The sequence below is a fragment of the Glycomyces sp. YM15 genome (assembly GCF_016918015.1).
In the GTDB taxonomy this organism is placed as follows: Bacteria; Actinomycetota; Actinomycetes; order Mycobacteriales; family Micromonosporaceae; genus Glycomyces.
Genome location: NZ_JAERMK010000006.1, coordinates 227,367 through 239,351, shown reverse-complemented (window position 1 = coordinate 239,351; position 11,985 = coordinate 227,367). Strand labels below are relative to the sequence as shown.

Below are 11,985 nucleotides of genomic sequence, written 5' to 3'. Positions count from 1 at the left end.
GGGCCCCCCCCCCCCCACCCCTACCCACACCCCCCCCCCCCCCGGGGGGGGGGGGGGCCCCCCCCCCCCCCCCGCTTCCGTTCGTCCGGAGGGCGGCGCCCGACGCGGTTCTCACATCGTGACGAGGCAGAACGGGTGCCCCACGGGATCGGCGTAGACCCGGAAGGTCTCTCCGCCGCCCGGGAGCCTGCGTGCGCCGAGCGCCAGCACCTGCCGCTCGCCCTCGTCGAGGTCGCCGACCTTCACGTCGAGGTGCATCTGCTGCGGGACGGTGGGGTCGGGCCAGGTGGAGGGCATGTAGGCCTCGGCCTGCTGGAACGCGATGCCGGGCTGGTCCGCCGAGATGCCGATGACGACCCAGTCGCCGTCGTCCTGCACTTCGACCATGCCGAGCATCTCGCGGTAGAACGACGAGAGCGACTTCGGGTCGGGGCAGTCGATGATGAGTCCGTGCCAAGTGCCGATCATCGACCCAGGGTCGCAGACGGGACCGACACGATCAACCGGTTCGACCGGTCTCGCCGGTCGGACGGCTCAGGTCACGTCGTCGAAGCTGGCGCTGCGCTCGCTGGACCGCTCGGCGGCCGGTTCGGCCGCGGCGTCTCCCGAGCCGTTGGACCCGTTGGCATTCCGGGTGAGGCTGCCGCGGTTGACACTGCGACGGGTGCTCTCGATGTCGCGCGTGGTGTCCGTGAGGCCCTCCTTGAGCGGCTTGGCGCCGTCCTGGAGGTCGCGCATCGTGGACTTGAGGGGGCTCGTCAGCATCTCCTGGTCCTCTTCGGTCAGGATGTGCTTGCGGACGAAGGTCTTGGGGTTGAGATCCTCGGGCCGGATGTCGGTGCCGATCTCGCGGCTGAGGTCCGCGGCGGCGTTCGACGCCATGTTGCGGGCCTTCGAGATGAACCGGCGCAGGTTGGCGAGCGCCTTGGGCAGCTTGTCGGGCCCCCAAAGGAAGATGGCGATGAGGATGATGACCAGGAACTCGGTTCCGCCCAAGCCTCCGAACACGCTGATCTCCTCATGACTGCCTGTGCTTGCTGATACCTGAAAAACCTGCGCCTAGCGTACCCCCACTCAGTCCGTAGCCGCCTCCAGCGTGACCTGGGCACTGTGTTCCTCGCCATCTCGCTCGTACACGACGGTCACAACGGTGCCCGGTGCGAGTTTGCGGATGAGCGCGATGAGTTCGGTGTTCTGGGCGACCATGTTGCCGTTGAAGCTGGTCAGGACGTCCCCGTCCTGGAGCCCGGCGTCGTCGGCGGGGGATCCGGGGACGACCTTGCTGAGGGTCACGCCGATCCCCAGTTCGGATTCTCCGAGCTCGGCGCCGAGCACGGTGTGGCTGGCCGATCCGGTCGCGATGATCTCGTCGGCGATGCGCTTGGCCTGGTTGATCGGGATCGCGAAGCCGATGCCGATGTTGCCGGCCTCGCCTTCGGCGGCGGTGGAGGCGATCGCCGTGTTGATGCCGATGACCTGCCCGGCGATGTCGGTGAGCGGCCCGCCGGAGTTGCCCGGGTTGATGGCGGCGTCGGTCTGGATCGCGGCCATCACGGACTCGACTTCGCCGTTGTTGTTCTCGGTGAGCACCGGCCGGTCGATGGCCGAGACGATCCCCTCGGTGACCGTGGAGGAGAGCCCGAGCGGCGCGCCCACGGCGAGCACGGGGTCGCCGACGGCGACCCGGTCGGAGTCGGCGAGGACCATCGCCGGGTGCTCGTCGCCTTCGATACGCAGGACGGCGACGTCGGAGTCGGGGTCGGAACCGACGACCTCGGCGGTGGCCACGTTGCCGTCGCTGAAGAGCACCTCGAGGGCGGCGGCGGGTTCGGTGCCGCCGCCGACGACCACGTGGTGGTTGGTCATGACGTAGCCGTCGTCGGAGACGATGAAGCCCGAGCCGTTGCCGCCGTTAGAGGTGAGGACGGTGACGACCGAGGGCATGATCTGCTCGACAACGCCCGCGACGGAGGTGACGTCGCGTTCGGTCTGCGGTTCGGCGCCGAGGAAGCTGCCGGTGCCGGAGCCGGACCGGGTGGCCCATATGCCGATTGCCGCGCCGAGCGTGCCCGCGATGAGCGCGGTGACGGCCGAGACGGCGATGACGATGCCGAGCGCGGGCCTGACGCGCGGCGTGCGGGCCGGGAGCGGTTCGGGCGCGGGCGCGTTGGGGACCGGTCGGGTCTCGATGACGGCGTGGCTGGTGGGGTCGCGCCACGGGTCGGAGGCGGCGGCGGGGTTCCACCAGGCCGACTGGTCGGGCTGCGGCGGCGCGTGGGTCGGTCCGCTCATGGAGGGCGCTCCGGGAGGCGCGGGCGGGTAGGCGCCCTGCTGCATGCCGGAGGCGGCGGATCCGTACGGCGCCGGCGTCTGCGTCTGCCCTGCGTGCGACATTCCCGGCTGCGGTGCGGCCTCATACGGACCGTTCGTCCGCGGCGCGCGGGAGACCGGTTCGGGGTGTTGCGGATTGCCCGGTTCTGCCTGGGGCGGCTGGGTGCCGGAAGTCATGACTGAAAGTCTATGCCGGAATTGCCGCTCGTTCACCTGCCCCGCCATTCCGCCCGGTGTCGGATGGTCCGCGCCGCGGGTCGCGGGCAGCAGAGGGTGAAGGACCCGCTCCGCGCGTACGGAGCGGGTCCTCAGGTCCGATCGGCAGCGGGGTGACCGCCGTGGTGGGGGGCGTGGTGGAGAAGGGACTACTCCAGGGCGCCCTGGAGCTCCTTGTTCAAGGTCGCTGCTTCTTCCGGGGTCATCTCCACGACCAGCCGCCCACCGCCTTCGAGCGGAACCCGCATGATGATGCCGCGGCCCTCCTGAGTAACTTCCAGTGGGCCGTCGCCAGTCCGCGGTTTCATGGCCGCCATTTTGGTCTCCCCTCGATCCAAGGCCGCAGGTTGCGACTCGACGTTGCTAGATCAAGTTTCCCCGATGACGTGGGCGAAGGCCAACTCGCCCCTCCGGGTATGTGACAATGTTGCGTAGAAATCTACCGGAAAGTGCCTTTTGCGACTTGCGTGATTTTTCTTAACGGAGTATGACCCCGGTCACTCACTCCTCCGGGTCCTGCTCATGCTCGACGCCCAAAAGGAACGAAGTGCCCTCAAGTTCCCTTCCGTACGGTGCAACGAACGTCGGCAGTTCCTTCGGGCCGAGCGAGCGGATGTACGACCAGAACTGGCGTACCGCCTCCGCTTTGTCGACCGCCTCGATGGGCAGCGAGAGGGTCACGAGCCAGTCGCTGCGGCGCTCAGGGATCGGCAGGGTCCGGACCAGGTCCTCCCACACCTCCGGGTTGAGCGGGGTCCAGGCTTCCTTCCCGAGGCCCTCGGCGTCGTTCGCGGCGCTGTAGACGCGCTCCGTCTCGGCGGTCGGAGCGGGCGCTTCGAGGCGGCGGCGGTAGGCGACGGCCGCACCGACGACCTCGCCGAGCGCGAACACGCCCTCCGGGCCCGCCAGCGCCACCTCGTCGCCGTCAGCGGCGTTCTCGGGGAGCGCCGCCGCGGGCTCGACCGCTTCGACCTCGTAGGCCTGTTGCTCGGAGTACTCGTCGTCGTTCAACGCCAGCAGCCAATAACGCATGGGCTTATCCCATCACGCCTCGCCGCGCGGCGCCGTCTCGCCGCCGCCCTCGCGCCCTGCCTCACTCCCGGAGGCGTCGGCGTCGGTCGCGGGGCCGTCGGGAGTGGACTCGTCCTCGCCGGCGAGCCGCAGGGCGGCCTCGGCGGAGGGGTCCGGCTCGGCGGTGCCGTCGAGCTGCGACCGCATCTCGGCGAGCATCTCGTCGCGGCGGCCGATCTCCCAGGCGAGGCGGTTCAGCGCCGCGTCCACTTGGTCGGTGCGGTAGCCGCGCAGGCCGGTGTCGAACTTGACGGAGGCGACGGCGGTCTCGTCCACCGACTCGCCCTCGCCGAGGCCGAGCGGCGGGCCCGCCGCGGTGATGTCCAGGAGCGTGTCGCGGCCGGTGGCCCACACGACGATCGAGAAGGCGATCCACACGCCGATGACGGCGACGATGACCGGCAGCACGAAACCCACAGGAGGCTCCTCCAACTAGAAGAACGCGAAATAGGCGAACAGCGCCATTGTGCCGACCGCGAGGGTCACTCCCAGACGCGGGTTGTGGGGGACGACCGCCTTGATGGGCCTGCCGCTCCGGTCCAGCAGCGGCAGGCGCGGCCGATTGGCCATCCCCACCAGCACGTATCCCACGATCAGCGCCATCACCGGCAGCAGGAACGTGACCCACCACAGCGACTCGCCTTCGCCGCCCGTCGCAGCGAAGTAGACGAACTGCACCGCGAGGCACGCCACCATGCACGAGCCGTAGACGAGCAGTTCGCGGAGCACGTGATGCGCCTTCGGCAGCAGCGTCGGCCGCTGCGCGGCCCGCGTCGTCGCCGTCCGGGCCAGCTCGGACTCCCGCAGGGCCGTCTTCGCGCGTTCCAAGACCCGGTCGGCATCGTCGGTGTCTTGCCCCGGAGGCAAGTCGGCCGCATCGGCGTCGACTTGCTGCGGCGTCAAGTCGGGCGTCGAGTGGCGCAACCGCGCGCACAGCTCCGCGAGCGCCATCGTCTGGTCGTCCAGTTCGGACCGCACCTCGCGCAGCGCCTCGCGGCGCCGCTCCAGCCGGCGGGTCGCCTGCGCGGTGCTCGCGGTCGTGTCGGCGTCGAGCCGTGTCAGTTCGTGCACCAGGTCCTCATAGGCGCTGAGACTCATCGCGACTCCACCTTTCCGGGGGTCTCCTGGACGGGCAGGCCGTCGAGCCGGCCGGGCCGCACGTACGGGACGGTGAGCGTCTCGGTGCCCGCGTGCCGGTCGATCACCAGGCACCGGTTGGTGCGGGCCTCCCAGGTGCGCTCGTAGCCGCCGGTGATCGCGGCGAGGTCGTTCCCCGCGATGTTGAGCGCCACGACCCCGGCGCAGTGCTCGCGCCCGGCCGAGCCGCCGATGTCGTCGAGGAACCGGCGCGCGCCACGCCACCAGCCGAGCAGGTGCACGCCGTCCGCCGGGCCGTGGAGGAGCAGGTCGCGCAGCGCCGAAGGCTGCCCGTCCGCGCCGTCGGCGCCGAACCACACCAGGTACGTCGGCTTGTCGCGCTTCCCGCCGAGGATCGTCCCCGGCGCGAGCCGGCGGCACTCGTGACCGCCCGCTTCGAGTTCGCCCGCGACCTGCCGCACCGTGTCCTCGACGCCCACGGCGGTCGCCACGACCTCGAACGCGACGCTCTCCGGTTCATGCTGGCGCCCGAGCGAGATCGCGGCGGCGGCGAGCACGTCGGCCGCCACCGCCGAAGTGCCCAGTACCGCCAGGTGCCGTCCCGGGCTGCGGTCGAACTGGTAGCCCACCGAGGACATGTGCACGTCGACGGCCCGGCCGAGCAGCGCCACGGGCGCGTGCGTCGGAGCGAGGTCCGCGAACCGCGGATCGTCCTCGAGGTGCTGCTCGTCGAAACCGCGGAAGACGATCGGCTCCACATCGGAGTCGCGTCGCTCCCACAGCTGCCGCCGCAGGCCCGTGAGCAGGTCCTCGGCGCTCGAAGCGTCGGGGAACCGGCAGGTCCGGTTGCGGCCCTTGATGCCCCCGGCGTCGTTGATGACGGCCTGGCCGACGCCGATGCCCTCCGCCGCGTCGTTGCCCTCGTCGAGCAGGTGCTTCGCGCCCGGCAGCGCCACCCGCAACGGGAACTGCCCGAAGATCGAGTCCTTCTTGGAGTACAGCGCCTCGATGCCGGAGATCGTCTGGCTCGCGAGCACCAGGTGCACGCCGTACGAGCGGCCCTTCCGCGCCAGCTCCTCCAGATGCGCGACCGCTTCGCCCGCGAGGCGGTCGTTCCCGGCGAACAGCACGTGGAACTCGTCGACCACCGCCACGATCCGCGGCAGCGGCGTCTCCGGACGCAGCTCGCGCAGCCGCGCCAGTCGCGTCGCCCCGGCCCGCTTCATGAGCCCCGCGCGCCGCGACAGCTCGGCCCGCAGCGCCCCGAGCACGGCCACGCCGTACTCGCGGTCGGACTCGACCCCGACGGCCCGCACGTGCGGAATCCACGACGGATCGAGCGGTGAGGGCGTGAACTCGGTGAACGAGACGCCCTCCTTGAAGTCGAGGAGGTACAGCTCGAGTTCGGTGGGGGAGTAGCGGGTCGCGAGCCCGTAGAGCACGTCGAGGAGGAACACGGTCTTGCCGCCGCCGGTCCGACCGCCGATCAGCCAGTGCGGGGTCGCGTCGTCGAACGCGACCTCGACATCGCCCCCGGTGGAGCTCCCGGCCTGGTCGCGGCCGATCACCGTCGACAGGCCGTCCCGGCTCGAAGCCGACCACAGCACCTCCGGCACGAGGTCGGCGACGCTCAGCTCCCCGGCCTCCTTGCGCTGCTGCGCCCGCGAACCGTAGACGGCGCGGGCGAGACTCGGCGGCGGCGCGGCATCGAGCCGCACCGGCAGCGGCAGACTCCCGAGCCGCACGTCGTTCTCGTTGCAGCGCAAGTACGTCGCGTGCTCGATCGCGGGCAGCGACTCCCGGTGCGGGAGTTGCCTCCACCCGCACAGCACGAGATGGCAGCGGGCCGAAGGCCCCGCGTGCGCCAGCGCGGCCAGCCGCTCGCGCGTCGAATTGCCGACCTCAGGTGGCAGACCGGCGATCACGATGAGATGGAACGGCCGGTCGGCGATCGACTGGCCGCGTGCGGCGATGTCGCGCAGTTCGGTGAGCCGCTTCTCCGCGGCCGTGAGCACCCGCCCGAGCGCGAGGTGGTCCGTGGCCACGGGACCGGCGATCCCGGCGTCCACGAGCGCCGTGGCGGGCGCGAAGACCTGCCCGAGGGTCACCCCGTCGACCAGGCTCAGTTCGAGATCGGGCTGCGCGGCGGTGATCCGCAGCAGCAGCGACTGGAGCATCCCGGCGACGCGCGGGTCCGCGGCGTCGCCGTCGCACACGAGGTGGCCCTTGCCGAGCAGCCCGGCGAGCGCGGGGAACGCGGGCGCGTCGTCGAGCTCGGCTCCGCCGACGGGAAGCAGCGTGGCGGTCCCGATGCGGACCGCCTCGGTGGACGGCGCGTCCGTCCACAACGGCGTGTCCGGCGCGATCGCGGCCAGGTCGTCGCCGATCCACCCGGTCGCGGTCTGCGACGCGACGGCGCGCAGCCGCTCGGCGAGCGCATTGCGCCGCTGTTCGACTCCCGTTGCGGCCAAACGCGAAGCATCGTCCTGGAGTAGCGACTGGGCCTGGTCGGCGGCGCCGGCGGCCTCACGCAGGCGCGCTGCCGCCCGCTCCAATTCGGTCCGCCAGGTCAAAGCCGCCTCCTTGAGGAATGCACGGCTCGCAAGCTTCGCCGCGGGTGCTCGTCTACGGCTTGCAAGCTTCGCCGAGGCCGGGTGTGTCGACGAGACCACCATACCGGGACCGGGCTCCGGCGGCACGGCGCGAATGCCCTGCGCCCCAACACGCCGTCACCTCACGAGCCCCTTCCGCCCCGCAGGCGTCAGCCGAGGCGCGACCCGCACCCGCAGCGCCGCGCCTAGTGCGTGAACAGACCCAGCGCCAGGTCCGCGAGCAGCCCCGGGTCCTCGGCGCCGCACAGCTCCCGGGCGGAGTGCATCGACAGGATCGGCAGGCCCACGTCCACCGTGAGCATCCCCAGCTGCGTGCCCGAGATCGGGCCGATCGTGGTCCCCCCGGGGATGTCGTTGCGGTTCACATAGGTCTGCCACGGAATGCCCGCGGCCTCGGCAGAGCGCCGGAACAGCGCCTGCTCCTCCGCGCCGCTCGCATAGCGCTGGTTGGCGCTGACCTTGATCATCGGGCCCGCGCCGGGGATCGGCCGGTGGCCCGGCTCGTGCTTCTCGGGGTAGTTGGGGTGGACCGCGTTCCCGGTGTCGGAGGACATCATGGCGCTGGCGGCGATGGCCCGCGCGTACGTGTCGAAGTCGTCGCCCATGAGCCGGTGGAGCACCGATTCCAGGAACGGGCTCTGCGCGCCCGAGTAGGTCATCGAGCCGATCTCCTCGTAGTTGAACGAGGCGAGCACGGGGACGCGGGTTCCGGTGGCCTCGGCGGCGATGAGCGCGCTGACGCCGGCGTGCGTGCTGGTGAGGTTGTCGAGTCTCCAGGCGGCGAACAGCTCCTCGTCCTTGCCGAGGTACGCGGGCTCGTCGAGGGCGACGGTGAAGAGGTCGTGGCCGAACACGTCGGCGGCGTCGACTCCGGCCTCGGCGGCGATGAACTCCAGGAACTCGCCGTCGCGCGGCTGTCCGAGGCCCCAGATCGGGGTGAGCTGCGACTGGGCGTTGAGCTTCTGGCCTTCGTTCACGCCCCGGTCGAGGTGGATCGCGAGGCGCGGCACGCGCAGCAGCGGTCGGTCGACGTGCACGAGCACTTCGGAGCCGTCGCGCATGACGAGCCGTCCGGCCACGGAGAGGTCCCGGTCGAGCCAGGTCTGGTGCGGCACGCCGCCGTAGACCTCGACGGCGATCTGCTTCCATCCGGCGGCGCCCGTGTCGGGCCGGGGCTTGACCTTGAACGTGGGCGTGTCGGTGTGCGCGCCGAAGATCCGGAACGCGTCGTACGCCTCGTCGTTGATGCGCCAGGCGATGATCGAGCCGTCCCGCACCGTGTAGTAGCCGCCGATGTCGACCGGCCATTCGTCGGCCTCGATGAGTCGCCGGAACCCGGCCGCCTCGAGCATGCGGCCCGCTTCGGCGCACGCGTGGTACGGGGTGGGGCTTGCCTTGATGTATGCGGCCAGGTCGTCGGTGTGCGACCGGTCGAAGCGAGGCATCGATGTGCTCCTTAGGCGGGTGGCTGCAGCGGCTGGAGCGAGCTTACCGGCCTGCGGGAGGAGCGGACTCTGGTGCGGGAGTCGATGTGCGGGGGATTCGGGGCGGGGGGGTTCGGGCCGAACAGGGGCGCCTCGCGCCGGCTGCGCCGGTGCGGTGGAGATCCTGGCGGTCGTGACCGCCGGGTTCGGTCGGTCAGGCCGCGCCGCGGCCTGACTTGCGCCGGATGAGCCCGAAGACGATCGTGCCGAGCAAGAGCACGATGCCGATGATGCCGAGCCAGAGCAGGCCTTCGAGTGCGATGCCGACGATCGCGAGCACCACCCAGACGATGATCAGAATCCAGAGAATTGTCCACATGCCCTCATCGTACGACTCGGGCTTGCCGAAAGGTACGTATCAGGACAAATTCGGAGAAGTTTTCACTGGCGGGCGCTCGGGCGCCGGTCGGCCGCGCCTGCCTCCGGACCAGCGAGTTTGCACATCTCGGTGCGAGTAACCGACCATTGGACGATGCGAGCGTTGAAACTGGGCCGACGGGTGTTCGATGAGGGCGATTACGCGGTGATGGCGATCGTCAACCGCACGCCCGACTCCTTCTACGACTCGGGGGCGACGTTCGCGTTCGAAGCGGCGGTCGCCGCGGTCGACACCGCGGTGGCGCACGGTGCGGACATCGTCGACATCGGCGGCGTCAAGGCGGGCGACGGCCCGGAGGTGAGCGCGGCCGAGGAGATCGACCGCGTGGTGCCGTTCATCGCCGCGGTGCACGACAAGCATCCCGACCTCGTCATCTCGGTGGACACCTGGCGGGGCGAGGTCGCCCGGGAGGCGGTCGCGGCCGGGGCGGAGCTCATCAACGACACGTGGGCGGGCTGGGATCCCACGGTGATCGAGGTCGCGGCCGACACCGGCGCGGGGTTCGTCGTCTCGCACACCGGCGGGCTCGAACCGCGGACGGTGGCGGCGAAGGCCGTCTACGGGGACGTGGTCGCGGAGGTCCGCACCGAGCTCGTGGAGCGCGCCGAGGCCGCCGTCGCGGCGGGCGTGCGCGCCGACGGCATCCTCATCGACCCGACCCACGACTTCGGCAAGACCACCTACCACTCCCTCGAGTTGACCCGCCGCCTCGACGAACTCGCGGCGACCGGCTGGCCCGTGCTGGTCGCCTTGTCCCGCAAGGACTTCGTGGGTGAGACGCTCGACCTCCCGGTGGACCGCCGCCTCAACGGCACCCTCGCCGCGACCGCGATCTCGGCGTGGAACGGCGCCCGCGTCTTCCGCGCCCACGATGTGGCCGCCACCCGCGAGGTGCTCGACATGGTCGCCGCCATCAAGGGCGACAAGCCTCCGAAAGCCCCGCAGCGCAGCCTCTGAGCACGCGAACGGCCGCCGTGCGCGTGCACGGCGGCCGGTTCGTCTGCTATCCGCGCCCGCGCTGCATGTGCTCCACGGCCTCGTCGAGGTCGTCGGTGACGAGCAGCAGGTCCACGTCGTCGGGGCTGATCTTGCCCTCGCGGACCATGGCGCTGCGCAGCCAGGCGACCAGGCCGCCCCAGTAGTCGACGCCGATGAGCGCGATCGGGAACTTGCCCACCTTCTCGGTCTGCACCAGCGTCAGGGACTCGAAGAGCTCGTCCATGGTCCCGTAGCCGCCCGGGAGGGCGCAGAACCCGCACGAGTACTTGAGGAACATGACCTTGCGGACGAAGAAGTAGTGGAAGTCCAGCTGGATGTCCACGTACGGGTTGATGCCCTGCTCGAACGGCAGCTCGATGCCCAGGCCCACGGACTTGACCCCCGCGTCGGCCGCGCCCCGGTTGGCGGCCTCCATCGCGCCGGGGCCGCCGCCGGTGATGACGTTGAACCCGGCCTCGCCGAGCTTGCGGCCCAGCTCGATGCCGAGCTTGTACTCGTCGCCGTCGACGCCGGTGCGCGCCGATCCGTAGACGCCGACGGCGTCGCCCAGCTCGGCCGCTTCGAGCGTGTCGAAGCCCGCGACGAACTCGGCCTGGATCTTCATGACCCGCCAGGCGGCCTTCTGCTTCCACTCTTCACTGTGCGCGACGTCGAGCAGGCGCTCGTCGGCGGTGATGCGGCGCTTGATCGTCATGATTCCTCCACATAGGCTCGCAGCGCGTCCGCGCAGGCGCGGATGCGCGGGATCTCGACGCGTTCGTCATGCTTGTGGGCGAGGTTCGGGTCACCCGGGCCGAAGTTCACGGCCGGGATGCCCAGTGTCGCGAAGCGGGCCACATCGGTCCAGCCGAGTTTCGCACGGAACCCGCCTCCGGCGGCGGCGACGAACTCGGCGGCTTCGGGCCGGTCCAGGCCGGGGCGGCAGGACGGCGCGGAGTCGGAGACCTGCACGTCGAAACCGGTGAAGACCTCGCGCACGTGCGCTTCGGCGGCGGCCTCGTCGCGGTCGGGCGCGAACCGGAAGTTGACCTCCACCCAGGCCTCGTCGGGGATGACGTTCCCGGCCACACCGCCGCCGATGAAGACCGCGTTCAGGCCTTCCCGGTAGGTGCAGCCGTCGACGTCGACCTCGCGGGCCTCGTAGGCGTTCAGCCGCTCCAGGACGGGCGCGATCTTGTGGATCGCGTTCTCGCCTTTCCAGGACCGCGCCGAATGGGCCCGCTTCCCGCCGGTGGCCACGCGCGCCCGCATGGTGCCCTGGCAGCCGGCCTCGACGAGCCCGTACGTCGGCTCGAGGAGGATCGCGAAGTCGGCGGCCAGCAGCTCCGGGCGGGTCTTGGAGAGCTTGTTGAGGCCGTTGTGCTCGGCCTCGATCTCCTCGCAGTCGTAGAACGCGAAGCTCAGGTCGAACTTCGGCTCGGGCACGGTGGCCGCGATCCACAGCGCGAGCGCCGTGCCCGACTTCATGTCGGAGGTGCCCAGGCCCCACAGCACGTCGCCGTCGAGGCGGGTGGGGAAGTTGTCGTTGACCGGGACCGTGTCGAGGTGCCCGGCGAGCATGACGCGCCGTCCCCGGCCCAGGTCGGTGCGGGCGATGAGCGTGTTCCCGACGCGTTCGGTGGTCAAGTGCCCCATGTGTTTGAGGGCCGACTCGACCTCGTCGCAGATCTCGGCCTCGTTCCAGGACACGGACGGGATGTCGCACAGGGCCCGGGTCAGCGCGACCGGGTCGGCGAGGACTGCCTCACTCAAAACTGTCACATCCGAAGACGATACTCGCCGCGTGGATAGGCTC

At 70.8% G+C, this 11,985-nt stretch carries 13 protein-coding genes; 1 reads left to right on the top strand and 12 read right to left on the bottom strand.

The annotated features are described in order from the left end of the window. Window positions 1-111 precede the first annotated feature (111 nt). From JHY01_RS09515 to JHY01_RS09470, 10 genes are all read right to left on the bottom strand, one after another. Window positions 112-468, bottom strand: a complete 357-nt coding sequence (locus JHY01_RS09515) for a VOC family protein (RefSeq protein ID WP_205325382.1) — start codon at window positions 466-468, stop codon at window positions 112-114. A 66-nt stretch (window positions 469-534) separates the two neighbouring features. Further along, window positions 535-1,008: a twin-arginine translocase TatA/TatE family subunit gene (locus JHY01_RS09510; protein WP_205325381.1), complete on the bottom strand. Its 474-nt coding sequence runs from the start codon at window positions 1,006-1,008 to the stop codon at window positions 535-537. A 66-nt stretch (window positions 1,009-1,074) separates the two neighbouring features. Beyond that, entirely contained in the window at window positions 1,075-2,508 is a 1,434-nt protein-coding gene (locus tag JHY01_RS09505) for a S1C family serine protease (protein WP_205325380.1), read from the bottom strand. A 188-nt stretch (window positions 2,509-2,696) separates the two neighbouring features. Then, window positions 2,697-2,864: a DUF3117 domain-containing protein gene (locus tag JHY01_RS09500; protein ID WP_091030400.1), complete on the bottom strand. Its 168-nt coding sequence runs from the start codon at window positions 2,862-2,864 to the stop codon at window positions 2,697-2,699. A 184-nt stretch (window positions 2,865-3,048) separates the two neighbouring features. Further along, window positions 3,049-3,579: a hypothetical protein gene (locus JHY01_RS26550; protein WP_240192556.1), complete on the bottom strand. Its 531-nt coding sequence runs from the start codon at window positions 3,577-3,579 to the stop codon at window positions 3,049-3,051. A 12-nt stretch (window positions 3,580-3,591) separates the two neighbouring features. After that, window positions 3,592-4,035 carry a DivIVA domain-containing protein gene (locus JHY01_RS09490; protein ID WP_205325379.1) on the bottom strand — a complete coding sequence of 148 codons (444 nt, stop codon included), beginning with the start codon at window positions 4,033-4,035 and terminating at the stop codon, window positions 3,592-3,594. A 15-nt stretch (window positions 4,036-4,050) separates the two neighbouring features. Continuing rightward, a complete protein-coding gene (locus tag JHY01_RS09485; protein WP_205325378.1) occupies window positions 4,051-4,716 on the bottom strand; it encodes a hypothetical protein in 666 nt (221 codons plus the stop codon). Beyond that, window positions 4,713-7,289, bottom strand: coding sequence for an FtsK/SpoIIIE domain-containing protein (locus tag JHY01_RS09480; RefSeq protein ID WP_205325377.1), 2,577 nt, complete (start codon window positions 7,287-7,289; stop codon window positions 4,713-4,715). Before JHY01_RS09480 ends, JHY01_RS09485 begins: the two co-directional genes overlap by 4 nt. A 224-nt stretch (window positions 7,290-7,513) precedes the next feature. Then, entirely contained in the window at window positions 7,514-8,773 is a 1,260-nt protein-coding gene (locus JHY01_RS09475) for a M18 family aminopeptidase (protein WP_205325376.1), read from the bottom strand. Between the two features lie 193 nt (window positions 8,774-8,966). Next, entirely contained in the window at window positions 8,967-9,131 is a 165-nt protein-coding gene (locus JHY01_RS09470; RefSeq protein ID WP_205325375.1) for a hypothetical protein, read from the bottom strand. Window positions 9,132-9,284: 153 nt separating this feature from the next. Between JHY01_RS09470 and folP the strand changes: the two genes are divergently transcribed. Next, a complete protein-coding gene (gene folP / locus JHY01_RS09465) occupies window positions 9,285-10,148 on the top strand; it encodes a dihydropteroate synthase (protein ID WP_205325374.1) in 864 nt (287 codons plus the stop codon). 46 nt (window positions 10,149-10,194) lie between these two features. Here the strand turns inward: folP and JHY01_RS09460 are convergent, their stop codons facing one another. Then, on the bottom strand, window positions 10,195-10,884 hold the full coding sequence (locus JHY01_RS09460; protein WP_205325373.1) for a TIGR00730 family Rossman fold protein: 690 nt from the start codon (window positions 10,882-10,884) through the stop codon (window positions 10,195-10,197). Beyond that, on the bottom strand, window positions 10,881-11,951 hold the full coding sequence (gene dapE / locus JHY01_RS09455; RefSeq protein ID WP_205325372.1) for a succinyl-diaminopimelate desuccinylase: 1,071 nt from the start codon (window positions 11,949-11,951) through the stop codon (window positions 10,881-10,883). Before dapE ends, JHY01_RS09460 begins: the two co-directional genes overlap by 4 nt. Window positions 11,952-11,985 lie beyond the last annotated feature (34 nt).

Excerpts from the sequence above, each read along its gene's own strand:
- JHY01_RS09515 (WP_205325382.1), bottom strand. The coding sequence starts at position 468 with ATGATCGGCACTTGGCACGGACTCATCATCGACTGCCCCGACCCGAAG.
- JHY01_RS09505 (WP_205325380.1), bottom strand. The coding sequence starts at position 2,508 with ATGACTTCCGGCACCCAGCCGCCCCAGGCAGAACCGGGCAATCCGCAA.
- JHY01_RS09500 (WP_091030400.1), bottom strand. The coding sequence starts at position 2,864 with ATGGCGGCCATGAAACCGCGGACTGGCGACGGCCCACTGGAAGTTACT.
- JHY01_RS26550 (WP_240192556.1), bottom strand. The coding sequence starts at position 3,579 with ATGCGTTATTGGCTGCTGGCGTTGAACGACGACGAGTACTCCGAGCAA.
- JHY01_RS09485 (WP_205325378.1), bottom strand. The coding sequence starts at position 4,716 with ATGAGTCTCAGCGCCTATGAGGACCTGGTGCACGAACTGACACGGCTC.
- JHY01_RS09475 (WP_205325376.1), bottom strand. The coding sequence starts at position 8,773 with ATGCCTCGCTTCGACCGGTCGCACACCGACGACCTGGCCGCATACATC.
- JHY01_RS09470 (WP_205325375.1), bottom strand. The coding sequence starts at position 9,131 with ATGTGGACAATTCTCTGGATTCTGATCATCGTCTGGGTGGTGCTCGCG.
- folP (WP_205325374.1), top strand. The coding sequence starts at position 9,285 with ATGCGAGCGTTGAAACTGGGCCGACGGGTGTTCGATGAGGGCGATTAC.
- JHY01_RS09460 (WP_205325373.1), bottom strand. The coding sequence starts at position 10,884 with ATGACGATCAAGCGCCGCATCACCGCCGACGAGCGCCTGCTCGACGTC.